Annotated in this window: 27 protein-coding genes and 1 pseudogene; 18 read left to right on the top strand and 10 right to left on the bottom strand. The window is 65.6% G+C overall.

Translation table 11 applies throughout. From position 1 onward, the window contains the following. Positions 1-38: 38 nt before the first annotated feature. Positions 39-1,367, bottom strand: coding sequence for a hypothetical protein (locus AAC050_RS12445; protein WP_339915409.1), 1,329 nt, complete (start codon positions 1,365-1,367; stop codon positions 39-41). Positions 1,368-1,648: 281 nt separating this feature from the next. Between AAC050_RS12445 and carA the strand changes: the two genes are divergently transcribed. Both carA and AAC050_RS12455 read left to right on the top strand, forming a co-directional pair. Then, positions 1,649-2,824, top strand: a complete 1,176-nt coding sequence (carA, locus tag AAC050_RS12450; protein WP_339915410.1) for a glutamine-hydrolyzing carbamoyl-phosphate synthase small subunit — start codon at positions 1,649-1,651, stop codon at positions 2,822-2,824. Positions 2,825-2,884: 60 nt separating this feature from the next. After that, entirely contained in the window at positions 2,885-4,018 is a 1,134-nt protein-coding gene (locus tag AAC050_RS12455; RefSeq protein WP_339915411.1) for a patatin-like phospholipase family protein, read from the top strand. Between the two features lie 15 nt (positions 4,019-4,033). Here the strand turns inward: AAC050_RS12455 and AAC050_RS12460 are convergent, their stop codons facing one another. Next, on the bottom strand, positions 4,034-4,303 hold the full coding sequence (locus AAC050_RS12460) for a hypothetical protein (protein WP_339915412.1): 270 nt from the start codon (positions 4,301-4,303) through the stop codon (positions 4,034-4,036). A 237-nt stretch (positions 4,304-4,540) separates the two neighbouring features. Between AAC050_RS12460 and dnaG the strand changes: the two genes are divergently transcribed. The 4 genes and pseudogenes from dnaG to AAC050_RS12480 form a co-directional block, all read left to right on the top strand. After that, positions 4,541-6,418: a DNA primase gene (gene dnaG / locus AAC050_RS12465; protein WP_339915413.1), complete on the top strand. Its 1,878-nt coding sequence runs from the start codon at positions 4,541-4,543 to the stop codon at positions 6,416-6,418. Between the two features lie 73 nt (positions 6,419-6,491). Beyond that, positions 6,492-8,456 carry an RNA polymerase sigma factor RpoD gene (rpoD, locus tag AAC050_RS12470; RefSeq protein WP_339915414.1) on the top strand — a complete coding sequence of 655 codons (1,965 nt, stop codon included), beginning with the start codon at positions 6,492-6,494 and terminating at the stop codon, positions 8,454-8,456. Positions 8,457-8,551: 95 nt separating this feature from the next. Further along, on the top strand, positions 8,552-9,721 hold the full coding sequence (locus tag AAC050_RS12475) for a DNA sulfur modification protein DndB (protein ID WP_339915415.1): 1,170 nt from the start codon (positions 8,552-8,554) through the stop codon (positions 9,719-9,721). A gap of 157 nt (positions 9,722-9,878) precedes the next feature. After that, positions 9,879-10,115: pseudogene (locus tag AAC050_RS12480) on the top strand (sigma-70 family RNA polymerase sigma factor); the annotation flags it as partial. A 103-nt stretch (positions 10,116-10,218) separates the two neighbouring features. Here AAC050_RS12480 and AAC050_RS12485 read toward each other — a convergent pair. Then, positions 10,219-10,629, bottom strand: a complete 411-nt coding sequence (locus tag AAC050_RS12485) for a hypothetical protein (RefSeq protein ID WP_339915416.1) — start codon at positions 10,627-10,629, stop codon at positions 10,219-10,221. Positions 10,630-10,716: 87 nt separating this feature from the next. Between AAC050_RS12485 and AAC050_RS12490 the strand changes: the two genes are divergently transcribed. From AAC050_RS12490 to AAC050_RS12515, 6 genes are all read left to right on the top strand, one after another. Beyond that, positions 10,717-11,049: a helix-turn-helix domain-containing protein gene (locus AAC050_RS12490; protein ID WP_339915417.1), complete on the top strand. Its 333-nt coding sequence runs from the start codon at positions 10,717-10,719 to the stop codon at positions 11,047-11,049. Positions 11,050-11,466: 417 nt separating this feature from the next. Next, a complete protein-coding gene (locus AAC050_RS12495; RefSeq protein WP_339915418.1) occupies positions 11,467-12,015 on the top strand; it encodes a hypothetical protein in 549 nt (182 codons plus the stop codon). A 166-nt stretch (positions 12,016-12,181) separates the two neighbouring features. Next, the gene (kaiC, locus tag AAC050_RS12500; protein WP_339915419.1) at positions 12,182-13,903 is read left to right on the top strand and encodes a circadian clock protein KaiC; all 1,722 of its coding nucleotides are present in this window, start codon (positions 12,182-12,184) and stop codon (positions 13,901-13,903) included. Continuing rightward, entirely contained in the window at positions 13,900-14,229 is a 330-nt protein-coding gene (locus AAC050_RS12505) for a circadian clock KaiB family protein (RefSeq protein WP_339915420.1), read from the top strand. Before kaiC ends, AAC050_RS12505 begins: the two co-directional genes overlap by 4 nt. 1 nt (position 14,230) lies before the next feature. Continuing rightward, positions 14,231-14,554, top strand: a complete 324-nt coding sequence (locus tag AAC050_RS12510; protein WP_339915421.1) for a circadian clock KaiB family protein — start codon at positions 14,231-14,233, stop codon at positions 14,552-14,554. After that, a complete protein-coding gene (locus AAC050_RS12515; RefSeq protein ID WP_339915422.1) occupies positions 14,551-16,221 on the top strand; it encodes a response regulator in 1,671 nt (556 codons plus the stop codon). The genes AAC050_RS12510 and AAC050_RS12515 overlap by 4 nt, the downstream gene beginning before the upstream one ends. A gap of 22 nt (positions 16,222-16,243) precedes the next feature. On the opposite strand, the gene AAC050_RS12520 is transcribed toward AAC050_RS12515, so the two are convergent. Together AAC050_RS12520 and AAC050_RS12525 are read right to left on the bottom strand one after the other, a co-directional pair. Beyond that, complete coding sequence (locus AAC050_RS12520; RefSeq protein ID WP_339915444.1) at positions 16,244-16,456, bottom strand: GDCCVxC domain-containing (seleno)protein; 213 nt, start codon at positions 16,454-16,456, stop codon at positions 16,244-16,246. Beyond that, positions 16,453-16,854, bottom strand: coding sequence for an MFS transporter permease (locus AAC050_RS12525; RefSeq protein WP_339915423.1), 402 nt, complete (start codon positions 16,852-16,854; stop codon positions 16,453-16,455). The genes AAC050_RS12520 and AAC050_RS12525 overlap by 4 nt, the downstream gene beginning before the upstream one ends. Before the next feature lie 77 nt (positions 16,855-16,931). Between AAC050_RS12525 and AAC050_RS12530 the strand changes: the two genes are divergently transcribed. After that, positions 16,932-17,378, top strand: a complete 447-nt coding sequence (locus AAC050_RS12530; RefSeq protein WP_339915424.1) for a helix-turn-helix domain-containing protein — start codon at positions 16,932-16,934, stop codon at positions 17,376-17,378. Here the strand turns inward: AAC050_RS12530 and AAC050_RS12535 are convergent. Then, positions 17,339-18,679, bottom strand: coding sequence for an NAD(P)/FAD-dependent oxidoreductase (locus tag AAC050_RS12535; RefSeq protein ID WP_339915425.1), 1,341 nt, complete (start codon positions 18,677-18,679; stop codon positions 17,339-17,341). The two genes, AAC050_RS12530 and AAC050_RS12535, sit on opposite strands and share 40 nt — an antisense overlap. 256 nt (positions 18,680-18,935) lie before the next feature. On the opposite strand from AAC050_RS12535, the gene AAC050_RS12540 reads away from it, so the two are divergent. The 4 genes from AAC050_RS12540 to AAC050_RS12555 are packed head-to-tail and all read left to right on the top strand — an operon-like array spanning position 18,936 to position 21,656. After that, a complete protein-coding gene (locus AAC050_RS12540) occupies positions 18,936-19,610 on the top strand; it encodes a dihydrofolate reductase family protein (RefSeq protein ID WP_339915426.1) in 675 nt (224 codons plus the stop codon). Continuing rightward, complete coding sequence (locus AAC050_RS12545) at positions 19,607-20,815, top strand: iron-containing redox enzyme family protein (protein WP_339915427.1); 1,209 nt, start codon at positions 19,607-19,609, stop codon at positions 20,813-20,815. Before AAC050_RS12540 ends, AAC050_RS12545 begins: the two co-directional genes overlap by 4 nt. Continuing rightward, positions 20,815-21,075 carry a Rieske 2Fe-2S domain-containing protein gene (locus AAC050_RS12550; protein WP_339915428.1) on the top strand — a complete coding sequence of 87 codons (261 nt, stop codon included), beginning with the start codon at positions 20,815-20,817 and terminating at the stop codon, positions 21,073-21,075. Before AAC050_RS12545 ends, AAC050_RS12550 begins: the two co-directional genes overlap by 1 nt. Continuing rightward, positions 21,072-21,656 (top strand): CDP-alcohol phosphatidyltransferase family protein, encoded by a 585-nt coding sequence (locus tag AAC050_RS12555; protein WP_339915429.1) that lies wholly within the window; start codon positions 21,072-21,074, stop codon positions 21,654-21,656. Before AAC050_RS12550 ends, AAC050_RS12555 begins: the two co-directional genes overlap by 4 nt. Positions 21,657-21,663: 7 nt before the next feature. Here AAC050_RS12555 and AAC050_RS12560 read toward each other — a convergent pair whose 3' ends face one another. The 4 genes from AAC050_RS12560 to AAC050_RS12575 form a co-directional block, all read right to left on the bottom strand. Continuing rightward, complete coding sequence (locus tag AAC050_RS12560) at positions 21,664-22,011, bottom strand: DUF1428 domain-containing protein (RefSeq protein WP_339915430.1); 348 nt, start codon at positions 22,009-22,011, stop codon at positions 21,664-21,666. Positions 22,012-22,100: 89 nt separating this feature from the next. Then, positions 22,101-22,586: a VOC family protein gene (locus AAC050_RS12565; protein ID WP_339915431.1), complete on the bottom strand. Its 486-nt coding sequence runs from the start codon at positions 22,584-22,586 to the stop codon at positions 22,101-22,103. Beyond that, positions 22,583-23,041, bottom strand: a complete 459-nt coding sequence (locus tag AAC050_RS12570; protein ID WP_339915432.1) for an SRPBCC family protein — start codon at positions 23,039-23,041, stop codon at positions 22,583-22,585. Before AAC050_RS12570 ends, AAC050_RS12565 begins: the two co-directional genes overlap by 4 nt. Before the next feature lie 79 nt (positions 23,042-23,120). Continuing rightward, a complete protein-coding gene (locus tag AAC050_RS12575; RefSeq protein WP_339915433.1) occupies positions 23,121-24,611 on the bottom strand; it encodes a S41 family peptidase in 1,491 nt (496 codons plus the stop codon). 84 nt (positions 24,612-24,695) lie between these two features. On the opposite strand from AAC050_RS12575, the gene AAC050_RS12580 reads away from it, so the two are divergent. Continuing rightward, a complete protein-coding gene (locus AAC050_RS12580; RefSeq protein WP_339915434.1) occupies positions 24,696-26,018 on the top strand; it encodes a tetratricopeptide repeat protein in 1,323 nt (440 codons plus the stop codon). The last annotated feature ends 21 nt before the right edge of the window (positions 26,019-26,039 follow it).

Consider the following 26,039-nt stretch of genomic DNA (forward strand, 5'->3'; position numbering starts at 1 on the left):
TCCACGGCACCCCGTGGATCAGATGGCGGCGGGACAATCTATTCCCCGGGATCCCGGGCGTCCCGGCACAGGATCCGGGGGTCTACGATGCGGGCAGCCGCTGCTCGCCGGATGTCGATCGATGCCGTATTGCCGGTGCGGTCCAGGTCGAAGTCTCCGCGCGGAAGGTAGCTGGGGGCCAGCAGCCGGGAAACGCCGCTTGAAAAATCGACCAGATGGAAATCGGCACCATCTTCCCGCTCGGCGTAGACGATGATCTTGTCGAGATCAGCCGACCACGAGGCGATGGTCAGTTCGTCATCCGGGAAGGCGGCTTTGATGTCCGACCAGTGAATCGCGAGAGTCGTGTCGAAAAAGAGATGGGCCGTGTGCCCTTCACGATCATGGCCGATCAGCCCCATCAGTCGACCGCTCTGATCATCGAGCAGAGGCAGGGGGTCGACCATACCACCCGTGTCGACAATGGTGCGCTGTTCGCCACGGCTGCCGGAAACCTCGACCAGCTGCGTTGCCTCACCGGCTCCGAGGCGGATCAGATATGTGCCGTCGGCCCGGCCCGGCCCGATCAGTTCTATCGCCACGTCCCGCGGCAGGTTGACGGTACGCAGGGCAACGCCATCGCGGATGCGCAGGTGCCCCTGTTGGGTCAGGGCTCCCAGTTCGCCGTTGCCGTGCAGCACCATGGCGTCCGTTCGCGTGGTGCCCGTGTCGCTGCGGCGGGTCGCGGATGTGTCGAGATCGATGCTGTAGACACCATAGCGGCATGAACCGTCGAGGCTGAGCGTGCTGATGAATACTTCGGTTCGTCCGTCGACGGTGCGGACGGAGGGGCGTTCGAAGATGATCGGAAGGAGGCGCGGCTGGTTGGGTATACGGGTTCCGATGGCGTGCATTGACGCAACGCCGAGCTCGTTGCCTGCCGTCCGGTTCAGCAGCAGAGTTTCCCAGGCGTTGCGATCGACGTTGAAGGCCATGGCGCTGAAGATGCCGTTGTCGACATTGGTGTCGGTCAGGCTCTGGCGCATCAGGGTTAGAAGAATGTGGGTGTTGCCCGCCCAGGTCAGATCGCGCAGGTCGATTCCGGCGAGATCCGATGTCGTTGAGGCGCTGCCGTCCAATGCCTCAACCCTAAGGCGACGCACGTTGCCCAAGGCTGCCACATAGGCGATGCGCCGACCATCGGGCGACAGTTCGGCGCGCTCGACCACGAAGGTTTCACCGGCCGGTGCGCGGTGCGAATTGACGACGATATCCGGCAGGACCGAGGGCACTGATTGCGCCGATGCCGGGTCGAAAACGGCCAGCAGGCCTCCAGTGGCGCAGAGGGCGGCGAATGCTGGATTCAGCCAGCCGGAACGTGCACGCATCGACAATGTCCTTGAAGGGGTGGTGGTGCGGCCCGACTCTGGCGGGTTATGAAACGATGCATGAAAGACGTTCAATGCGATTGAACCTCTGGTGGTGTTGCGTCAAATTTATGGCGGGATACGGGTGCGACAATCACCTGAAAAACAGCTGAAAAACCTGACCTTCGCACGGGAATGGTGACCTGGCCGACATGGAATTCGAGATTCACCTTGACGAAGGAGCCGCCGCGCCCTTTCAAACGCGCCGTTTGTCCGCCCGGATTCGGTGATAGGAACGCGCCATGACCCAGCTTCTCTCCGGCGCCACCGGCGTCCTCGTCCTCGCGGATGGCACAGTCCTGCAGGGAATCGGCTCCGGCGCGACCGGTACGGCCCTGGGTGAGGTGGTCTTCAACACCGCCATGACCGGCTATCAGGAGATCCTGACCGACCCGTCATACATGAGCCAGATCGTGGCCTTCACCTTCCCGCATGTCGGCAACACCGGCGTAAATATGGAGGATGTCGAGCAGATCGGCGGCGGGGCGGAAACCTCGGCCCGGGGCGCGATCTTCCGCGATCTGCCGACGGATCCGGCCAATTGGCGCGCGGAGCAGACCGGTGGCGGCGATCTTGACGGCTGGATGAAGCGGCGTGGCGTGGTCGGCCTGTCAGGCGTCGACACCCGGGCCCTGACCGCGCGCATCCGCGACGGCGGCGCGCCGCATGCGGTCATTGCCCATGATCCGGACGGCAATTTCGACATTGAGGCCCTGGTGGCCCAGGCGAAGGCCTGGACCGGACTGGTCGGGCTTGATCTGGCCAGGGACGCCTCGACCCTGCAATCGTTCGACTGGGACGAGGGTCTGTGGGACTGGCCCGAGGGCTATCCGCGCGTTGACGCCGCCGGCAAGTCGGTGGTGGTTATCGACTACGGGGTCAAGCGCAACATCCTGCGGGCCCTGGCCTCAACGGGGGCGAAGATCACCGTGGTCCCGGCCACGACCTCGGCCGAGGACATTCTGGCGCGCAATCCCGATGGCGTCGTCCTGTCGAACGGCCCGGGCGACCCGGCCGCGACCGGTGTCTATGCGGTGCCGGAGATCCTGAAATTGGTCGACAGCGGCAAGCCGGTGTTCGGCATCTGCCTCGGCCACCAGATGCTCGCCCTCGCCCTCGGGGCGAAGACCGTCAAGATGGAGCAGGGCCATCACGGGGCCAACCACCCGGTCAAGGATCTGACCACGGGCAAGGTCGAGATCGTGTCGATGAACCATGGCTTCACCGTCGATCGCGACAGTCTGCCGGACGCCGTGGTCGAGACCCATGTCAGTCTGTTCGACGGCACCAATTGCGGTATCGCCCTGAAGGACCGGCCGGTGTTCAGCGTGCAGCATCACCCCGAGGCCTCACCCGGGCCGACCGACAGTCTGTATCTGTTCGACCGCTTCCGTGACCTGATGGGCCCGCGCGGCTAGACGAATGCGCGCCGGAGGCTCACGCTTCGGCATTGATCCGACGGATGCGGAGCGACGTTGATGGCCCGGGCGTTGATCCTGTTGTGTTTGCTGCTGGCGACGACGGGTTGTATCAGCGGTGCCCGGTCCAGCTTCGGGCCCGAAGATCGTCTGGGCGCGGCCCCGATGGGCGTCGTCGCTCCGGACCACAAGCCGTATCGCTTCTATCTTGATGACCCCGCCCAGGTGGCGGTGTTCGAGGCGCGACTGCATGCCGGAATGCCGATCGGGCCCGACGGACGTCGCGACCTGGTGGCCCTGTCCGGGGGAGGCTCCAATGGGGCCTTCGCGGCCGGGCTGATGGCCGGCTGGACCGCCTCGGGCAGTCGGCCCGACATGGAGGTTGTCACCGGCGTCTCAACCGGAGCTCTGGCCGCGTCCTTCGTCTTCCTCGGCCCGGACTGGGACGACGAATTGACCGAGGCCTACACCGGCGGTGCGGCCAGCCGGTTGCTGCAAACCCAAGGGCTGGGAGCCCTGTTCGGATCGGGTATTTACCGCGGCGAGCCCCTGCGCGCCCTGATCGAACACTATATCGACGACCGGGTCCTGCGGGCCGTGGCGGTCGAGGCGGCGAAGGGGCGGATGCTGCTGGTCGCCACCACCGACCTGGATTCCCAGCGCGGCGTAGTCTGGGATATGGGCGTGATCGCCCAGCGGGGCGGACCGGAGGCCCTGGCCCTTTTCCGCCTTGTGCTGATCGCCTCGGCCAGCGTGCCGGGGGCCTTTCCACCGGTGCTGATTCCATCCGAAGGCGGCGGTCACCGCTTCGAGGAGATGCACGTCGACGGCGGGGTAGCCACGCCCTTTCTGGCCTTGCCGGAGACCTTCTGGTCCTATCAGGACGACACCGGTGAGTTGAGGGGCGGCCGTATCCATGTGATCGTCAACGGCCGCACAGGACCGGGCTTCAAGATCACCCGCGACAGTCTGGGCACGGTGCTGGGCCGCAGTCTCGACATCATGCTGCGGACCTCAATCGCCAGCACCCTGGCCGGCAACCGCGCCTTTGCGGAACGCAACGGTCTGGAATTCCACTACGCCGCCCTGCCGGACGACAACGCCGCCGACCCGCTGGATTTCAGCATGGAGGCGATGCAGGGCGTCTATGACGTCGGCCGCGCCGGGGCGCTGGACGGCTCGATCTGGCGCTAGGTGTCGGCGGGAGTTTCAGGGCAGGGGGGCGAAGCTGCGGTTCTCACGGCGCAATTCACCGGCCTTGCGGACCGCCATCGGGGCGGCCGCGAACCAGTAGAGGGCGTCCTCGTCGCGGTGGGCGCGGCGCCGTTCCTGGGCCCGCATCCGCCTGGCGGCGGCATTGTCGAGCAGGCGCGCGTGCAGGGCACGGGGCGTGAGGGGGGCGACGGCGGGGGAACCGGGAACGGCGACAGCATCGGGGCCGGTGGGCTCCACCGCCGGGCGGGCGATGGCGATGAACATGGTAGTCGGGTCTTTCTGGCTGGCGAGCCTGCACCTTTGCGCCGGCATCACCGGAATCCGCTGCCTTCTGGCGCGGGACACTGAAAATAACCCACAACGGTGTGGATGGTTCCGTGGATAGTCAAAAAATACGCTAAAATTCAGATGGTTATGGCCACGATCCGGACATAATGGTTAGCGAAACCTTAACGGCAGCGAAGTCTGACGTCCCCGCCGTTTCCGGGCTATAGAGGCGTGGTGCGTTTCGATGACCGTTTCCTGGAAGAACTGAAGGCCCGCCTTCGCCCGTCCGATGTCATCGGGCGGTCGGTGAAGCTTAAGCGTCAGGGGCGCGAGTTCGTCGGCCTGTCGCCCTTTTCGAAAGAGAAGTCGCCGTCGTTCTTCGTCAATGACGACAAGGGGTTCTTTCACGACTTCAGCTCGGGCAAGCATGGTGACGTCATCAGCTTCCTGCAGGAGACCGAACGGCTGAGCTTTCCCGAGGCGGTCGAGCGGCTGGCCGCGGAGGCGGGCATGGCCCTGCCGGCCGAGGATCCGCAGGCCGCTGAGCGCGAGCAGAAGCGTCAGGGTCTGTCGGACTGGATGGATCTGGCCCAGAAATGGTTCGCCGCCAATCTGCGTCGCTCTGTCGGTCAGGCGGCACGCGAGGTGCTGCACAAGCGTGGTCTGCCCGAGGACCAGTGGGACCGGTTCGGCCTGGGCTATGCGCCCGAGAGCCGGGGTGGGCTGAAGGACGCGCTGGTGCAGCGCGGAGCCCGGCCCGCGGAACTGGTCGAGGCCGGACTGCTGATCGCGCCCGAGGGCGGCGGTCAGCCCTATGACCGGTTTCGCGACCGGCTGATCTTCCCGATCCTCGACGCCCGCGGCCGTATCGTCAGCTTCGGCGGCCGGGCCATGAACCCCGACGACCGGGCCAAATATCTGAACGGTCCCGAGAGTCCGTTGTTTCACAAGGGCGCAACCCTGTACGGCCTGCCCGAGGCGCGCCGTATCCTCGGGGCCGAGAGCAAGTCCGACCAGTCGATCGTGGTGGTCGAGGGCTATATGGATGTGATCGCCTGTCAGCGGGCGGGCATTCCGGCCGTGGCGGCGATGGGCACGGCCCTGACCGAGGAGCAGATGGAGCGGTTGTGGCGGGTCTCGTCCGAGCCGGTGCTGTGTTTCGACGGCGACGGTGCCGGTCAGCGCGCGGCCTGGCGCGCCATCGAACGGGCCCTGCCGATGCTCAAGGCCGGGCGCTCGTTCCGTTTCGCCCTGCTGGATGGTGGCCAGGACCCTGACGACATCCTGCGCGACAAGGGGGCTCCGGCCCTGCGTCAGGCGCTGACCGACACCCGGCCCTTCGCCGAGGTGCTGTTCCGGCGCGAGGCCGAGATCGAGACGCTGGATACGCCAGAGCGCCGTGCCGGTCTGAAGGGACGGCTGCGTCAGGCGGCGGCGGCCATTCAGGACAAGGATCTGGCGGAACAGTACCGGCACGAGCTGTTCGACCGGTTCGACGCCCTGTTTCCGGCCCGGTCACGGGCTCCGGCGGCGCGGGGCCAGACGGTCGGCGGGCGCTGGAAGCCGGGGCCACCGCCTAAATTGGGTCAGACCGCCGAAGGGGCGCATGCCATGCATGCCCTGACGCGTTCGATCGAGCCGGTGGCCGCTGCCCTGGCCCACGGGGCTATCGAGGACCCGGAACGGATGGATGACCATCTGGAAGCGATTTCGGCGCACGGTTTCGGCGAACCGGCCCTTGATGGTCTGGCGCAAGAGTTGGTGCGGTTACGCTTCGCCCAGCAGGGAATCGGTCAAACCCTTGACAGTGCGGCCTTGCGACGCCATTTGGCCCAGTCGGGACACGATGCTTTAGTGCGCGAGGTCGAGAAGGCGGCGGCAAAGTCCGGCGCGCCTTTCCTGGCCGCGAATGCGCCCCTCGCCGAAGCACGGACCCGATGGTCGCAGGCGTTTGACGCTCTGACCCGCGTAGCGGCGTTGGAGGGCGCCTTGGTCACGGCACGCAATGTGCCGGGGCAGGATGAGGCGTTCCGCCGGCTTAAGGCCGAGCGCGATGCTTTGCGCCATGCGATCAAAGCCGGGACGATTTGGAATGACGACGCGGGTTCGTAACCATCGGGCGCGTGACACGTTGTATTTTTACCGACGGGATTGATCACCCTGTCTGGTTGCGGAGACCGAGTTTATGAGCGCGCAGACCGAGACGCAGGAAACCGAGACCACCACTGACGGGCCGCTGCTCGATCTGAACGACGCCGGGGTCAAGAAATTCATCAAACAGGCCAAGACCAAGGGCTATGTGACGATGGAGGAGCTGAACAAGGTCCTGCCGTCGGACGAGGTGACCCCCGACGCGATCGAGGACACCTTGGCCATGCTGTCCGAAATGGGCGTCAACGTCGTTGAAGCCGAAGAGGACGCCGCCGAACCCCAGAGCACCGATGTCGCCGCCGCCGCGGGCACTGCCGTTGCCGGAGCGCCGGCCAAGTCGGCCTATGATCGTACCGATGACCCGGTGCGCATGTATCTGCGCGAAATGGGTTCGGTCGAACTGCTGAGCCGCGAGGGCGAGATCGCCATCGCCAAACGCATCGAGGCCGGCCGTGACGCGATGATCTCGGGTCTGTGCGAAAGCGCCCTGACCTTCGAGGCCATCATGGTCTGGCGCGACGAGCTGGAAAACAACCGCATCCTGCTGCGCGAAGTCATCGATCTGGACGCCACCTATGGCGTCATCAATCCCTCGTCCCTGCCCGGCGCGCCCCAGCCCGAGCCGGAGCCCAAACCCGAGGAAGAGACCGCCAAGCCCGCCGAAGGCGACAAGGCCGAGGCTGACAAGCCTGAGGGGGACGACGACGACGACGAGGATTTCGACGACGGCGGTGGTCTGTCGATCTCGGCGCTGGAAGCCGAACTGCGTGACGGGGTGATGGAGGTGCTGGACGCCGTGGCCGGCGATTTCGGCGGCTTCCGCAAGCTGCAGGACAAGCTGGTCGAGGCGCGCCTGAAGGGCGAGACCCTGTCGACCAAGGACCAGAAGACCTATGCCGGCCTGACCAAGGCGATCTCGGATCGCCTGAAGACGATGAAGCTGAACAACAACCGCATCGAGGCCCTGGTCGAGCAGCTGTATGCGATCAACAAGCGTCTGATGGGACTGGAAGGCCGGTTGCTGCGCCTGGCCGACGGCTACGGCATTTCGCGTCCGGAATTCCTCAAGGCCTATTTCGGGGCCGAGCTGGATCCGAACTGGGCCGAGACCGTGCGCGAAATGGGTGTGCGCTGGGCCAAATTCGCCGACAAGGAAGCCGCCCAGATCGCCCGCATCCGGGGTGACATCGCCGCCGTGGCCAGCGAGGCCGGCCTGCCGATCGACGACTATCGCCGCATCGTCCAGACGGTGCAGAAGGGCGAGCGCGAGGCGCGTCAGGCCAAGAAGGAAATGGTCGAGGCCAACCTGCGCCTGGTCATCTCCATCGCCAAGAAATACACCAACCGCGGCCTGCAGTTCCTTGATCTCATTCAGGAAGGCAACATCGGCCTGATGAAGGCGGTCGACAAGTTCGAGTACCGCCGCGGCTATAAATTCAGCACCTACGCCACCTGGTGGATCCGTCAGGCCATCACCCGCTCGATCGCCGACCAGGCCCGCACCATCCGTATTCCGGTGCATATGATCGAGACGATCAACAAGATCGTCCGCACCAGCCGCCAGATGCTGCACGAGATCGGCCGCGAGCCGACCCCGGAGGAGCTGGCCGAGAAGCTGGCCATGCCGCTGGAGAAGGTGCGCAAGGTGCTGAAGATCGCCAAGGAGCCGATCAGTCTCGAGACCCCGATCGGCGACGAGGAAGACTCCCACCTCGGTGACTTCATCGAGGACAAGAACGCCATCCTGCCGATCGACGCGGCGATCCAGTCCAACCTGCGCGAGACCACCACCCGCGTGCTGGCCTCGCTGACGCCGCGCGAGGAGCGGGTGCTGCGCATGCGCTTCGGCATCGGCATGAACACCGACCACACCCTGGAAGAGGTCGGCCAGCAATTCTCGGTCACCCGCGAACGCATCCGCCAGATCGAGGCCAAGGCCCTGCGCAAACTGAAGCACCCGAGCCGGTCACGGAAGCTGCGCAGCTTCCTCGACAGCTAGCTACGCGAAATTTTTACCTCGCTACGCAAAAATTGACTTGCGCTACGTCAAATACGATGTAGAACCCAAGGGCAGCCGCTCTTGGAGATTTTGTCATGTACCTCGAACTTCCCGCGATCGCTTATCAGCAGGGCAATCGCCAAATGGTCGTCACCGCATTGGATCCGATCGCGCTCGTGAAGGCAGTGCAGTCCCCTGACACTTGGAGTCCGCTCGGCCAACAGGCTCACGGGAACCGACCTCAAGACCGAGCGCACCGCGAAGGCATCGGGAAATATCTTGAGGACGAAACGAACTTCGTTCTTGGCTCAGTCGTCTTGTATGCAAGCCCTAAGGATGCAGCGTTCGTCGCGGATAGCGGTCAGCCGGAGGAAGCTTACATTCGGTCTGGAAAGCTTCGTATGAACTACGGTGCGCAGTTTGATGTGGGAGATGGCCAACACCGTATCGGTGCCTACTCCGACGTCCTCGTCCGGCATCAAGACGAAGATGACCCCATTCGTCTGAGACTGCGCAAGTCCGGCCAACCGGCAGTCGTGGTGATCGACGACAATCATCTAAATCGCGCCCAAGACTTTACTGATCTTCAGCGAAATTCGAAGCCACCCACCGGTAGTCTCGGAATGAGCATGGATCGCAGACAGCCGATAAATCGACTGATGATCGACCTGATTCAGAATAAGACGGTTGCCATGTTTGGCGGTGGCGACCGTGTCGAGTTCCTGAAGGACTCTCCCGGGAAGTTCAGCACGAAGCTTTTTAGCTTCAAATCTGTCCGGTATGCGAGCGGGACCGCCCTGATCGGCGTGAAAGAACGTAGCACCAAGGGATGGGAGGCTGCCGTCAATAAGGCCGTAGAAGCGGACGCTGAGGGGGTCATGACCTCGTTGGCTGGGATGTGGCGTGGTCTTGGAAAAGTTCCGGCCATTAAGGCGGTGTTGGATGGAGATTCCACCGTCGCCGAGTTGAGAGAAGGCAGCCTGCTGGCGGCAGCGGGTGTTCAATATGCGATCGCCTACGCGATTCATCTGTCAATAGATGAGGGCAAAACGGCTGAGGAAGCCGCCGAACTGATGGCCTCGATCAATTTCGACCGTCCTGCTCGCCAGCCCAGTGAGGAAAAACCGCTGACGAAGGATGAAACGCCTTTTGCCGGCAATCTCATCGACCGGGAAACCGGAGCGATGGGCTCAGGCCGACCGGCTTGGGAAGCCGCAGGTCAAGAACTCTGGCAGCGCATTAAACCGGCTGCAGTTGCTGCCTGAGGGATGTGGTTCAATACCGCATCTTCTACGAGGAGGCTCGGCGTTCGCGCCGGGCCTTTTTCTATCGTTTACCTTTCCAGCCCCCTCCAAACTCTGTGACGTTTATGCGCTTGCTGTCGGAGGGCGCGTCCTGGCCCGTCAGGCTAAGAAGGAAATGGTCGAGGCCAACCTGCGCGAGACCACCACCCGCGTGCTGGCCTCGCTGACGCCGCGTGAGGAGCGGGTGCTGCGCATGCGCTTCGGCATCGGCATGAACACCGACCACACGCTGGAAGAGGTCGGCCAGCAATTCTCGGTCACCCGCGAACGCATCCGCCAGATCGAGGCCAAGGCCCTGCGCAAACTGAAGCACCCGAGCCGGTCACGGAAGCTGCGGTCGTTCCTGGATTCTTGAAATTTCGACTCCGGACCTGATCCGAAGGCACACAGCTTTCCCGGCAAACAGGACTTGGTGCGAATAGAAAAACAAGGATGCCCCGTCCCTTGTTGAGTTGGTGCTAAGCGGATCGTGGTCCGGAACCTACGCTGCGGCGTGCCGCCAACGGCCAGGCGAAAACTGTCAGGAGCGCCGCGAACAGGGCGGCATTGAACATCGGGAACGCTGAAACCGAGAGTGTCAGGGTGTCGTTCGCGGTGTAGTAAATGCCGGCAGCCAGGTCGATGAGCTGAACGGCGACCATGTTCCAAATCCAGAACGATTTGATCTCTGTAGAGCGAGCCAGGACTATCAACCCGAATCCGTAAGCCAGAAAACGGGCCCCGAGCATCGCGAGCATATACTGGTTGTCCGCGGGCGGGGTGCTCAAGCCGATCAGATCGAAGAATTGGGCAGGGACAAAGAGGGTCAGGACACCGAGCACGAGTTGCGAGATCGCGACCATCCAGAGAACGATACGAAGCCGGTTCATCTAATTTCCTTTCCACGATGGATTGCGGAGAGGTAGGCGAGGCGCCATACAAAAGGAAGTAGTTACCAATTGTATAGTGGGAAATGCATGCCAACCACCACCTCCGACACTTGCGATGATGGATGTCCGGTGGCCCGGGCGGCGCAAATTCTGGACGGCAAGTGGACCACTCTCATCCTCAGGGATCTTCTGGCCGGGACCAGACGCTATTCAGAACTACAGCGTTCGGTGGTGGGCATAAGCCCCCGTATGCTGGCGTCACGCCTTGCAATGCTGGAGAGCAATCGGCTGATTTCAAAGAAAATTTATCCGACCGTGCCGCCAAAGACCGAGTACAGGATCACTGACCTGGGCCGCGAAATTGAGCCGGTAATCGTAGCGATGGCGATATTCGGAGAACGGCTTGCGGACCCCGCGTGAAGGACGTCCGGGAATTTCCAATACCGTCAAGGAGCCCGCCACGTCCGAATATATCCGCCAGATCGAGGCCAGGGCCCTGCGCAAGCTGAAACACCCGGCCGCTCGCGGAAACTGCGGTCGTTCCTGGGTAGTTAGGCGGCAGGGCTTAGGAATTAGGAATTAGGGCTGTGCTCCCTTCCCCCTTGATGGGGAAAGGGCCGGGGTTGGGGGTGACAGCCTGTCCGGATGAAGGGCTGTCAGCGCCGCCTGCTCCGATCGCCTTCACCCTCACCCAACCCTCCCCCCTCAAGTGGGCGGGCTTTTTGTGGGAATTCGACGACGCCGGAAGCGAGATTTCGGCTACAGCTCGCGCGATTTCGACGACTCCGGATACCCGGGCGTCCGGCCCTGACGCAGGCGGCCGTCATACGCCTGCGCATGGAACATTTCCGGCTGAGGAAATATCGCGGGGCTGAGGTGTGGGCGCGGGTGCGTCAGGCCTATGAGGCCGGCGAAAGCGGGCCGTCGGTGGCGCGGCGCTTCGACGTCGGCCTGGCCAATCTGAGAAAGAAGGCGCGGCGCGAGGGCTGGAGCCGCAAGGACCAGGCCGCCGCCGCCGACCGGGCCCTGGGCGCGGCCCCGACCCCGTTGACGGACCCGTTCACCGACCCCGTCGTCGACCCGTTCACTGAGCCGGGTGCCGACCCGGCCGACGTGCCCGCCCTGCGTCGCGAGGCCATCGCCCGCGCCGGGGCCCTGCTGGCCCGGGGCCGGGCGGCCGAGGCCGTGGCCCAGCTGAAGGCCGCCGAACTGCTGGCCCGGCTGGGGGCCGAGGACGCCGCGTCCGGTTTCGATTTCAGGGCCGAGGCGGACGCCGTCGACGCCAAGCTGGCCCGGATCGTCGAGGCCCGGGCCGAAGAACGGGCCCGGGAGATGCTGGCCGAGCGGGGGGTGGTCGTGGGGGAGGCGGGGGAAGGGGAGGCTTAGGGCTTGGGGGTAGGAAGGCGACGACAGGGTCAGAGCCGGTTTGCTTCGTGAACGCGCCTGTGGAACGGTTTGGTCCGCCAAAGCTTGAGTGTCTTGCGCCCATGGTGGGGGGCGCTCATGGTCCGCGCGGCTGCGTTTGTCGCCACGAGAAGAAGTCAGAGTGTAAATGGGTAGTGCATCCAGAGGCCGGGACGGGGACGCGCAGGGCGCGCGCACGGAGCCGGGGCTGGCCAAGGCGCCGACGGGCGTCACCGGGTTTGACGAGATCACCTTTGGCGGGCTGCCGGCGGGGCGGCCGACGCTGATCTGCGGCGGGCCGGGTTGCGGCAAGACGCTGCTGGCCATGACGGTGCTGGTCAACGGGGCGACGCTGTACGACGAGCCCGGCGTGTTCATGAGTTTCGAGGAGACCAGTGGCGACGTGGCCGCCAACGTCGCCTCGCTGGGCTATGACCTGGAGCGGCTGATCGCCGACGGGCGGCTGGTGATGGACTATGTCCGGGTCGAACGCAGCGAGATCGAGGAGTCGGGCGAATACGACCTCGAGGGGCTGTTCGTGCGGCTGGGCCACGCGATCAAGACCGTGGGCGCCAAGCGCGTGGTGCTGGACACGCTGGAGGTGCTGTTCGCCGGCCTGGGCGACACGCCGATGCTGCGGGCCGAACTGCGCCGGCTGTTCGGCTGGCTGAAGGACCAGGGCGTGACCGCCATCATCACCGCCGAGCGCGGCGACGGCGATCTGACCCGGTTCGGGCTGGAGGAGTATGTCTCGGACTGCGTCATCTTGCTGGACAACCGGGTCGAGAACCAGATTTCGACGCGGCGCATCCGGGTGGTCAAATACCGGGGCTCGGCGCACGGGACCAATGAGTATCCGTTCCTGATCGACGCCGAGGGCATTTCGGTGCTGCCGGTGACCTCGGCCGGGTTGGGCCATTCGACCTCGAACGAGACGGTGTCGACGGGGGTGAGCGGGCTGGACGCCATGCTGGGAGTCGGCGGCTTCTATCGCGGATCCAGCGTGCTGATCTCGGGCACGGCGGGGACCGGCAAGACCAGTCTGGCCGCGCGCTTTGTTGACGCCGCCTGCGCCCGGGGCGAGCGCTGCATCTATTTCGCCTTTGAGGAATCGCCGGACCAGATCATCCGCAACATGCGCTCGGTCGGTCTGGACCTGGCCCCGTGGGTCGAGGCGGGACTGCTGAAATTCGATGCCGCCCGGCCCAGCCTGTACGGGCTGGAGATGCATCTGGCGCGCATGTATCGCGACATTGAGGCGTTCAAGCCAACAGCGGTGGTGCTGGACCCGATCTCGTCGCTGCGGGGCGAGCACGGCGAGGTCAATTCGGCGCTGCTGCGCATCATCGACCTGCTGAAGAGCCGGGGGATCACGGCGCTGCTGACCAATCTGGTCTCGGGCGGTCAGGCCACGGACACCACCGATATCGGCATGTCGTCGCTGATGGATACCTGGCTGTCGCTGGTCCACATCGAGACCAATGGCGAGCGCAACCGTGGCCTCTATGTGCTGAAGTCGCGCGGCATGAGCCACTCCAACCAGATCCGCGAATACCAGCTGAGCGATCAGGGCATCGCTATGATCGAGGCCTATCTGGGCAGCGCGGGGGTGCTGACCGGTTCGGCCCGGCTGGCCCAGGAGGCTGCGGACCGTTCGGACAAGGTGCGCCGCGCCCAGGCCTCGACCCGCAAGCTGCGCGAGATCGAGCGCAAACGCAGCGTGGTCGAGCGACAGATCGCCGAACTCCAGGCCGAGCTGGCGTCCGAGGAAGACGCGGTGCGCGAGGCCTTGGAACAGGATGAGGCCCAGGAGCGCTCCATCACTGAGGACAGGGCGGCGATGGCCGTGCGTCGCGGAGCCGCAGAATGACTCTCCAGGATCATATCGGCGACAATGCCGAGGAAGCCGTCGATGACGGCCATTACAATCTCCGCCTCTACGTCGCGGGACAGACGCCCAAGTCGACGGCGGCGCTGACCAATCTGAAGGCGCTGTGCGAGGCACACCTGGCCGGACGCTATCGCATCGAGGTGATCGATCTGCTGGAGCATCCGCAGCTGGCGGCGGGGGACCAGATCCTGGCCGTGCCGACGCTGGTGCGGCGCCTGCCGCCGCCGTTGAAGCGGATCATCGGCAATCTGTCCGACACCGAGCGGGTGCTCGTGGGTCTGGATCTGCGTCCGACCGATCAGTGACATGATGCCTGCCTCCCAGCCCCCACCGGTCTTCGAATATGCCCTGCGCCTCTATGTGACGGGCACGACGACGCGCTCGGCCAAGGCGATCGCCAACCTGCGGCAAGTGTGCGAGTCGCGGCTGGAAGGCCGCTATGAGCTGGAGGTGATCGATATCTATCAGGAACCCGGCGCGGCCGCTGACCACCAGATCCTGGCGGCTCCGACCCTCGTCAAGATGAGCCCCCTGCCCATGCGCCGGATCATCGGCGACCTTTCCGACCACAGCCGGCTGCTGGCGGGGCTGGGGCTGGAGGCGCTGCCCGAGATCGGGGGCGAGCATTGAGCGCCGGGCCTGACCTTCCCGCCTCGCCTGAAAAGGGTGCCGGCGACCTCGCGCACGAGAATGCGAGCCTGCGCGAGCGGCTGAGAGAGGCCGAGGAAACCCTCGAGGCCATCCGTTCGGGTGATGTCGATGCCGTGGTGATCGGCGGCGGCGACGGTCAGCCACAGATCTATACGCTGGAGACCGCCGACCAGTCCTATCGCATCCTCGTCGAACAGATGCAGGAGGGGGCCCTGACCCTGATGGCGGACGGGACGGTGCTGTACTGCAATCGTCGCCTGGCCCGCCTGCTGGGCGTCGCGGCCACGCGCATCGTCGGTTCCCGGCTGCAAGACTTTGTCGCCGACGACCAGATTCCGGCGCTGGAGGCGTTGATCCGCGCGGGCACGGGCAGGGGCGAGATCGCCATCAAGGCGGGCGACGGTGGCGCGGTCCCGGCCCATTTCACCTTCTCCGAACTCGGCGATGCAGCGCCCGGCAGCCCCACGGGGGCCCTTTGCTGCGTGGTCACTGACCTGACGGAACAGCGCCGCACCGAAGGTTTGCTGCGGCAGAGCCAGAAGATGGAGGCCATCGGCCAACTGACCGGCGGCGTGGCGCATGATTTCAACAATCTGCTGATGGTGGTGTCAGGCGGCCTGGACATGCTGGCGCGCGGACCTGATCCGGCGCGACAGGAGCGGCTGCTCGCGGGGATGCGTAATGCGGTCCAGCGCGGAGCCGGGTTGACCCGGCAGCTGCTGGCCTTTTCGCGCCGCCACGCGCTTGAGCCCGAGCCGATCGACGTGGCCCGGCAGGTCGGCGATATGCGCGAACTTCTGGACCGCTCGCTGAGCGGGGCGGTGCAGGTAGGTACTGATTTCGCGCCGGACCTGTGGCCGGTGTTGGCCGACCCGACCGAGTTTGAACTGGTGCTGCTCAATCTGACGGTCAATGCCCGTGACGCGCTGGCCGACGGTGGGGTGATTACCATCGGCGGCGACAACTGCCGTTTCGCGGACGAGGACGGGCTGACCGGAGAGTTCGTGCGAATTACGGTCGCGGACACTGGTGCCGGCATGCCGGAATCCGTGATCGCCCGCGCCTGCGAGCCCTTCTTCACCACCAAGGACATCGGCAAGGGTTCCGGTCTTGGCCTGGCCCAGGCCTATGGCTTCGCCCGGGAGTCTGGCGGGGCGCTGAAGATCGAGAGCGAGGTCGGCGTCGGCACGATCATCTCGATCCTGCTGCCCCGCTCGCGCGTGGCCCCGGTGGCGGCCCCGTCGGCCCCCGAACATGCCTTCGCGCCCTTCAGCGCCGCGCCGGGCTCGGTCGGCGTGGCCCTGATGGTCGAGGATGACGCTGAAGTGGGCGTGCTGGTCGGTGAGATGCTGATGCAGCTGGGCTATGAGGTGATCCGTGCCGCCAGCGCGGGTGCTGCCCTCGGAGCCCTGGCCGACGGCCGGGACATCGATCTGGTCTTCTCCGACGTGATGATGCCGGGTGGCATGAACGGGGTCGATCTGGCGCGCGAGGTCCGCCAACGGCGACCTGACCTGCCGGTACTGCTGACCAGCGGCTTCGCCGAGGCGGTGCGACGCGAGGTTGAGGCGGAGGGCATTGCGCTGCTGCCCAAACCCTACCGCCTCACGGACCTGGCCGAGGCGCTCGCCACACTCAAGAGCTGAGGCGTCCTCAAGGGGCTGTTCCTCAGGCGCAACAAGAACGCTGTTCCTGGATCGGGGGGCATTTGACGTCGCCGTACGAGCAATAGACGCAGCAGTCGCCCATCAGCGGCTTCAGCTGGGTGCCGCAACCGGGGCAGTCGAAGAAATAGATGCAGGCGTCCAGCGGCATTTCACCCGTCGTCTGTGTACCGCATTTCGGGCAGGTGAGGGTGGAGGCGGTGAGGACGCTCATCAGGGCTGTCTCGGGAGCAGGGCGCTGAGGAGCGCCGGCTCCAGCAGCGGTTGCCATATCAGGGCGATCAGCAGCAGCAGGGACGCCACCGTCAGCAGGATCACATTCAGTCGGGAAGGGCGCGCGCAGCCCAGGTTGAGCCGGGCGCGGTGCCACCGTCGCCAGGTCATCAGCCAGCCGGCTGCCAGAATCACGGCGGCCGCCACAGTCAGCCAGCCGCGCTGGTTGGCCAAGACCGCAGTTCCGGCCAAGGTCACGCCCGTCGCGGCCAGACCCAGCGGCAGAACACAGCAGGCGGCCCAAGCGACGATCGCCGCGAGGGAGGCCCCGATGGCGGCAAGGCTCCAGCCATCGACGGAGGCGGAGCGGGCGTTCGGGTCTGACGACGGATCGACGGTCATCGGCGGTCTCCTGCTTTAAAAACCAGCCTGCACCCTGTAGTGACTACAGGTTCAAGTCCTTATTTCAGGAGGTGACCATGGCGCGGCTTTCGATCGGAGCCCTGGCGACCGGAACCGGTGTCAAGGTCGAGACCATCCGGTTCTACGAGCGGATCGGGGTCATGCCCGAGCCCGACCGAACCGAGGGTGGACACCGCAGCTATACCGACGCGCATCGCAAGCATCTGATCTTCATCCGGCGGGCGCGGGGGCTGGGGTTTTCGCTGGATGATGTGCGCGCCCTGCTCGGCCTGTCCGGGACTGAGGCCCTGTCCTGCCACCAGGTCGAAATTCTGGCCACGGCCCATCTGACGGAGGTGCGTGCCAAGATCTCTGATCTGACCCGGCTGGAGGCGGTTCTGGACAAGACGGTCCGCCGATGCGCGACCCATGCGGATCCGGCCTGCCCCCTGATAGAGATGCTGGGGGACGATCCCCGGGCGGGTCAGAGCATGGAGCCGATGTCGGAGGCTGCGGACGGATAGGCGAACATCGTCGATTTCAGATCCGCCACCGTCAGATCGTGTCGTATGGCCAGGGCGAAGATGTTGATGACCTCGTCGGCGGCCGGGCCGACCAGATGGGCCCCCAGAATTTTGTCTGTCTCCGGATCGACGATGGTCTTGTAGCCAGAAACCGGCTGGGCCAGCCGACGGACGGTGAACCAGCCTGGCGTATGTTCGCATTTCACCGTCACCGGACGGCCGAGAACCCGGGCCCCGGCCTCGGACAGGCCGACGGCCGCGATCGGTGGCAGGGTAAACGCTGCGCTGGGCACACCCTGGTAGTTCGGGCTGCGATTGTTTCCGTTCAGCAGATTGTGGGCGACGACATGGCCGTCATGGGCGGAAACGGGTGTCAGTGGGGGCCCGGCCGATGCTGCGTCGCCAGCTGCATAGACGGCCGGATTCGACTCGCTCTGCAGCCATTCGTTCAGCTTGAGCCGGCCGTTTTCAACGGCCACATCGCCCTTGGCCAGATCCAGCTTATCCAGAGCCGGTCGCCGCCCGGCTGTGTTGACGACCAGATCCGCCTCGACGGCGATGTCCCCGTCCGGACCTGTGGCGTGAACCCGGAAGGTGTCGCCGCTCCGCTCAACAGAGCTGGCTGTCGCGCCGAGACGAACGTCGATTCCCGCGGCCACGAACCCTTCGGTCAGCCAGCCGACCAGATCGGGATCGAAACCGGTCAGCAGGCGATCGCCGCGCTGCAGGATGGTCACCTGCGCCCCGGCACGGGCGGCGATGTTGGACAGCTCGGCCGAAATGTAGCCGCCCCCGATGAACACGATCCGGTGCGGCAGACGTTCGAGGTTGAGGAATGCCTCGCTGGTGATCATCAGCGCGTTGCCGGGAATGTCGAGGGGGGCGGCTTCAGCCCCTGCGGCGATGACGATGTGGCGGGCCGATACCGTGGTACCGGCGACGTCCAGCCGGTTCGAACCGGTGAAGCGGGCCCGGCCATGCAGGACATCGACGCCGGCCTTGTCCCAGCGCGCCTCGTTCTTGTTGGGGATCGGGTCGGTGAAGCTGTGTTTGAAGCGCATCAGGTCCGGCCAGTCGATTCGGGTGTCGCCGGCGACGCCGTGGCCGTGAAGCCGGACCGCCTGGTCGACCACCTCGGCCCCGCTCAGCAACATCTTCTTCGGATCGCATCCGCGCAGGGCGCAGGTCCCGCCCAGCGGGCGGTGATCGATCATCACCACTGTCTGGCCCGCCTTTCGAACGCGACCGGCGACGACGGAGGCTGCGGTGCCGGAGCCGATGATGGCGAGGTCATAGTCCATGAGGTGGGAACGAACCTCTACCGGCTACGGGTTCCCGGGTTGGTTCCGATTTATGCTGGAGGGGGCGGCCCCCCTTTAACAGCACCTCGAACTCCGCGAAGATCAGGCGTTGCCGTTGAGCGGCGTGTTCTCGGCAATCGGACTCTGGTCCTGCATCATGACATCCGTGCCGTGATCAGAGGTCAGGCTGGACAGGGAGGCAACAAATGGCGACCTTGACCGTTGCCGACAGTCAACTGTCAACGCGGGCGCGCCCATGATCGAGATCACCACCTTGTCGGAGCTGACCATCGACGGGAAGCTGTCTCTGGGCGTGGGGGCGTCGAGCAAGGATCTGTTTGATTTTTATGGCGACGAGCTGAAGGCCTGGTTCCACGGTCAGAGGGCCAGCCGCGACGCCATCATGGTGGGGGCTGCAACGGTGCGGGCTGACGACCCCGAACTGACGGTGCGCTATTGCGAAGGCCCGAACCCGTTGCGGGTGGTGCCGACCTCGATGGGGCGGCTGCCGCTGGAGTCGCGACTGCTCAATGACGGCTATCCGACACTGGTGACGGTATCGCGTGCCTGCCCGCAGGCGACGGTCGAGGTTCTGGAGGCCAAGCCCAATGTTGAGGTGGTGCGCTGCGGCGAGCACACGGCCGACATGGTCGAGCTGGCGTCGATCCTGCACGGACGAGGAGTGCGAACCCTGATCGTCGAGGGTGGCTCGCACCTGCTGCACAGCCTGTTTGAGGCCGGTCTGGTGGCCCAGATCATCATCAAGCACATCCCGGTCATATCGGGCGCGCTGGACGCCCCGACCTATCTGCAGGCGGGCGAGGCGGGGTCAACCCTGGGCCTGTCGCGTTGGCGGCTTGACGACATGTTCGTCAAGAGTGGCGTCGGGGTCTCGATCTACCGCCCGCTGGCCGAGGCCGTGGCGGCGTGATCGACGCCGTCACGCTGCAGAGAACCGGTCGGGCCCTGGCCGGTCGATCGGGGGCGACTGCGGTCTGGGACCTGCGCGTCGACACGGCTGACGGCGACGCGGCGGCGGCCCGGCATGTCCGGCACCAGACGCTGATGCGAGCCTATCAGGCGCGCTATATGCTGTTGCCGAGCGAGGCCCCGGCCGGCTCGGTCATCGACCATCTGAACCGCCACTATGACCCCGAGGCGATGGCCGGGCTGGAAGAGCTGCGCCGCGGGCTGGAGGCGGAGCTGATCGCGCCGCTGTTGATACCGGCCCGCGCCGCCGTGGATGACCGCCCGTTTGGAGACTGGGCCGATGCTCTGGTGGCGAAGCTGAGAGCCGCGCCCGAGGTACCACTGACCGAGTGGCTGGCGGATCATCCGCAGCGCGAGGCCCATTACCGCAATTTCCTGCTGCAGTCGTCGGCCGACCTGCTGGCCGAGGCCTCGGCCTCGGCCCTGGGCGTGATCGGCGAATTCGGCGCGCCGCAATCGGCCCTGTTCCGCATCCTGATCGATGAGTTCGGCTATGGTTCCCATGCCAAGAAGCACAGCGTTCTGTTCCGGGCGGTGATGCGCGATTTCGGCCTCCCCGACGAATACAACGCCGGCTGGCCCCTGTTCGATACGGCGGCGCTGGAGCTGCACAACACCATCCATTTCCTGTTCCAGAACCCGCGCAACTTCTTCCTCCAGATCGGCTTCCTGCTGTTCGCCGAGACCGCCTACCAGCGGTCGACCCGGGACCATTTCCGCTATCTGTCGCGTCACCACCCGGACGTCGACGCCCGCTATTTCGGTGAGCATGCGCACATCGACCTGCACCACACCCGGATGGTGATCGATGAGGTCGCGCAGCCCCTGGTCGATCAGTATGGGGCGGAGGCCGGGCGCGAGATCATGGTCGGTGCCGAATTTACCCGTCAGGCCTTCGACCGCGCCGGCGAGACCCTGCTGGCCATCGGTCGCGCCTTTGATGCCGCGGCTGAGGCGGGCCGGGCGGTCTACGCCGCCCCGGACTTTACCGGCTTCGGACCGGGCGTCAGTCCGCAGGGGGCCGCGCGCCTGACCGCCGCCGACGGGCCGATCCAGATCGGGGGGCTCGGCTATGTGACGGATGCCGCGGCGTTCACCGGTTTCCCGGCCGGAGCCTGGGGTCGGCTATCGGGAGCAAGGGTCTGATGGCGGAGTCGTGGATCGGTCGCGACCTGCCGCCGATCCGGCGCGACGGCGAGGAGTATTTCCTGTTGAGCCACGACGGCGTCCTCTATCTGGTCGCCAATCGCTGTCCGCATCGCGGCGGGCCGCTGAAATTCGGCTTCGTTGATGACGAGGACCGCATCGTCTGTCCACTGCACAACGGTGTTTTTCCCATCACGGCCCTGATCGCCCTGCCGACGACCATCCGGCTGGACGAGCGGGCGGCGAATGCGCCGACATGAGCGGGCGGGCGCTGTCGCGATTGCTCGACGAGGGCGGCGGACTGAAGCTCGCCAATCTGGTGACCCTGTCGCGCGGGGTGCTGATTGTGCCGATCCTCGGTCTACTGCTGACGGGTCACCCGGTCTGGGCGCTGGGTCTCTATGTCATCGCCGCCCTGACCGACGCGGTCGACGGCTGGCTGGCGCGGCGCAGCGGCCAGGCCTCCACCTTCGGGGCCCAGCTGGATGCCGCGGTCGACAATGTCTTCTCGCTGGCGATCCTGGTGTTTCTGATGCTGGCCTTCCCGGGACTGAGCGAGCGTCAGGCACTGGCCCTGATCGCTCTGGCGGTGGTGCCTCCGGCCTATCTGGCCGTGTCCTGGTTGCTGACCCGGCGGGTGCTGATGTTCCACTTCTGGTCGGCCAAGGCCGGGGCCCTGCTGCTGTTCGTCCTGTGGCCGGTGATGGCGATCACCGGCCAGGAGGTCTGGCTACCGCTGGCGGCTGTCTTGACGACGCTCAGTCGGCTGGAACAACTGGTCTTCATTGCCCGGGGCGGGCGGGCGCTGGACCAGCCGCACGGGTTCGCGCCGGTGGTCTGAGGACGGTCTAGCCGTCCAGCAACACTTCAAAGCCGGCGAAGATCATGCGTTTGCCGTCGAACGGCATGGACAGGGCCGACAGGCGTTCGTCCTGCATCATCTTTTCCCAGCCGGCGTCGCGCGTGGCCTTGTCGGGCCAGGTGATCCAGCCGACGGCGACGGTTTCATCGTCCTTGAGCTGAACGGCCTTCTTGAAGTCGGTGACCTTGCCGTCCGGAACGTCTTCGCCCCAGGTCTCGGTGACACGGGTCGCACCGTTCTCCTTGAAGATGAGTGTGGAGGCGCGGGAATGCTCCAGATAGGCGGTCTTGTTGGCGGTGGGCACGGGGATGACGGTGATGTCGAGGAAGGGCATCGGTGGGTTTCCTTTTTTGGGCGCTAGCGCTCGCGACGCGGTCGCTCGCTGCTTGAGCGCGGGTGGATGGCTCGTTGACCGTCGGCTGTTCAGTCGGCTCCGTCGGCGGCACGGTTCAGGGCGGCGATGTCGATCTTCTGCATCGTCATCATGGCGGTCATGGCGCGGCGGGCACGGTCGCGGTCGGGATCTGTCGTCAGGGCCATCAGGCGGCGCGGCGTGATCTGCCACGACAGACCCCAGCGGTCCTGGAGCCAGCCGCAGTCGCTGGCCTGGCCGCCGTCGGCGATCAGGGCGGCCCACAGGCGGTCGGTCTCGGCCTGGTCGTCGGTCAGAATCTGGAACGATACGGCCTGGGTGAAATGAAATTGCGGCCCCCCGTTGAGGGCCAGATACGACTGTCCGGCCAGGGTGAACTCCACCGTCAGCACCGTGTCGGCGGGACCGGAGGGGGTGTCGACGGGCGCGCGCATGACGCGGTCGATGCGACTGTCGGGCAGCAGCGAGACGTAGAAGGCCGCAGCCGCCTCGCCGTCGCCGTCATACCAGAGGCAGGGAACGATCTTGTCGGTCATCGCGCTGCCTCCGCCAATTTGGCCAGTTGATCGGCGACGGCACCCCAGCCCTGTTCGAAGCCCATGTCGCGGTGGGCCTGCATGGCGGCCTCGGTCCAGTGGCGGGCGCGGGCCGTGTAGCGAGTGCCGTCGCCCTCGGGCTCGAAGGTGTCTATGCGGACGAAATTCATCTCACCGGGTTGAGGCACCCAGCCCTCGGTCATGGCGCTGGTCGAGACCAGTTTGTGGTTGGGCACCACCTCGAGGAAGACGCCCCGATAGGGGTGACGCTCGCCCTCGGGTGAGGCCAGCACGACGTCGGCACGACCGCCGGGACGCAGGTCCCAGTCGACCTCGGGCGTGGTCCATGGCCGGGGACAGAACCACTCACGGGTGCGTTCGGTATAGATGCGCCAGATCGTCTCGGGCGTGGCCCTGATCAGGCGGGTGACACTGAGTTCGTGAAGGTCGGACATCGGTCATTGCCTGACGTCAGATGGCAGGGTCCGACATTTTAGCACCGACACGACCGGGTGCGAACCGCAGACATCCGGATCAGGGGCTGTCGGCAATGGCCTTCAGCGCGGCGATCAGGACCGGGTCGTCACTTCCCTCGATGCGCGGTGTCGGGATCAGGATGTCCGGTGTCACGCCGGCCGCCTCGAGGGTGCCGTTGGGACGGATGATGTGGGCCTTGGGGAAGCCCACCGTGATGCCGGTGCGGGGCAGGGTGAAATGCTCCATGGCCCCGTAGGTCGTCGCCAGATCGGCGGTCGGTTCGCCCAGCACCCGGCCGAAGCCGTAGTCCTGGACGACGGCGGCGACATTGACGGCATTGGAGAATGAATAGCGGTCGACCAGCACCCAGACCCGCCCGGTGTACCGGCCCGTCGGTCGCGGCTCGATCAGGGGTACGTCATAATGAATGATGTCGCCGGGTCGTGCCCCGGCATAGGCGGCGGCCAGTCGCAGCGATGTGTCGTCGCCCGCGCCGGCTCCGGCCTCGACACGCGCGGCATTCTCGGCCACCGCCTGGGGGCTGACCCTGATCCGCAGGTCGGAGGCGAAATGGAAGGGTTCGTCGGCGAACCAGGCGATCATGGCATTGCTGAAACTGTCGTAGCCGCCCGGGTTTTGCCGGAGATCGATCAGCAGGTCGCCGGCTCCTGCGGCGATGAAGGTCGCGAACGCCTCATCGATGAAGGCGTGAAACGTCGTGGCGTCGAAGGAGTCTTCGCCGGGCGTGGCGTTGTAGAAGGGGCCCGGCCGCAGATAGGCGACGCCACCGTCCATCAGGCGCGCGATGCGACCGGAATGATCCAGGGACAGGGTGCCTGTGCCCGGGTTGGCATCGGCGAAGGCCCGGGTTTCGGCAAGCGTCAGGGCCGGGATTTCGACGTCCACACGGCGTCCGTCCGGCTTGGACAGTGTGAGCTGGAATCGACCGGGCGAGTCGGCCTCAAGCCACAGCAGTTGCCGGAACATCAGCTCGACCAGAGCCTGATTCAGATAGTCAGTGTCGGCAGAGATGTTGCGCCCGAGGCGGGTCAGCCAGTCCGACGCCGGGGTGCCGTTCAGGCTCATGATCTCGTCGCCGGGATCGAGCCCGGCAACCCCCGACTGATTGGCCTCGATGTACATGTGCCCGTCATCGATGGCGACGGTGAGCGGGATCGCCGTGCCGCCCCCCTGACGGTAGGCCCCGAAATCCTCACCGGGGAAGGCGATACTGGCGTGGGCCACATGACCCGCCGCGACAAATCTCTGAAAGCGGGTGCGGATCTCGAACAGGGTCAGGGGACGGTCAAATGACGCCAGGGTCTGCTGATACAGGTGGTCATAGTCCGCCTGGGGTGTGTGGACATACAGATCGTAGTGCGCCTGACGGAGGTCCCTATACAGGGCCTCGAAATCGGCCCGGATCACGGCGGCCCCGATCGTGTCGGTCGCGGGCGGCGGTCCGTTGGACTGGGGCGCGGCCCCGGCGACGCCGGCAACGGCCAGAGACAGTGTGGCCACCAGCAGGCCCGTCAGGAATTTCAGCATCATCGCTCCCCCGAAAACGCGGAACCGGTCGCCGACGGGTTCCAGATGATGATCTTCTGTTCGGCACAGGCCTATAAGGGAATGATGGAAATATCCTGTTTTCCTGATGAAGCCCCCCCGGACGCGATTCCGCCGGAGCGGGCCCACGCGCCCGGTCGCGACCCCTTTCTCATCGGCGACTGGACGGTCGATCCCGCTGCCGGGCGACTGTCTCGCGGTCAGGAGATCCGGTCGGTCGAACCGAAGATGATGGATGTTCTGGTCCTTCTGGCCTCGAGCCCGGGGCAGGTGTTCGGGCGGAACCAGATTTTTGAGAGTGTCTGGCCCGGGGTGACGGTCGGCGAGGACACATTGACCCGATGCATCTCCAAGCTCAGGACTGCGCTCGGCGATGAGGCGAGGCAACCGCTTTACCTCGAGACCATTTCCAAGCGCGGCTACCGGCTGGTCGCCGCCGTTGCGCCGGTCCGTTCGGGGACGGGCCCTGCGGCCGGACGGGTGAAGGGCCTTCGGCCGGGGCGCTGGGCGATGATCGCAGCGGGACTTGTCGTGGCCGCACTGGTCGGGATCGGGTCCCTCGCGCTCAGCTCCGGGTCCAGGGCGTCGCCCGACGGTGCGGAGGCCGTGCGACTGACCCAGCAGGCCCACGACTTCTATTTCCAGTACAGCCGGGCGGATAACCAGGCGGCACGGACGCTGTATGAAAGGGCCGTCGCGCTCGATCCCGATGCGTCATCGGCTCTGGCGGGGTTGTCCAACACCCTGGTCCAGACGGTGATCCGCTGGCCGGGGGATCCGGGTGAGACCGAATTCAGCCGTACGACACTGGGTGCGGCCATAGCCACAGGCCGAACCGGCACGCCGGCGGCGCGACAACGTCTGGACCGGGCGCGGTCGCTGGCCGAGCGGGCCGTGGCATTGAAACCCGATGACGCCTTCGCGCAGCAGTCTCTCGGCCTTGTCGCCGCCGCCCAGCAGGATTTCGAACCGGCGCGAAAAGCCTATGACCGGGCGGTCGCGCTCGATCCCAACGCATGGGGGGCGATGATCAACCGGGCCGATCTGCTGGAAATCCAGGGTGACCGGACGGGATCCATCGTCTGGTTCGAGCGTGCCTATGCGGCCATGGATCGGGTGCGGCAGGTGCAGGGTCCGCGCGTCCGGCTCTGGCAGCCCGAAACCGGCATTCTGATTGCTCGCCGGTACGAAGCGTCGGGTCGTCAGGATGCGGCCGAATCCTGGTATCGTCGGGTGCTCGCCGCGACCCCGTTCCACCCGGCCGGCACGTCCGGGCTGGCGGCGCTGCTGGATCGTCAGGGCGACCGGACCGGCGCACGGGAGCTTTGCCGGACCTATGTCGAGCGCATCGGTCCCAATCCGGGATGCACGCGAATTCTGGCGGATTAGGCCGGAGCTACCCTGATGACG

Origin of the sequence: uncultured Brevundimonas sp. (genome assembly GCF_963974615.1) — a bacterium.
In the GTDB taxonomy this organism is placed as follows: Bacteria; Pseudomonadota; Alphaproteobacteria; order Caulobacterales; family Caulobacteraceae; genus Brevundimonas.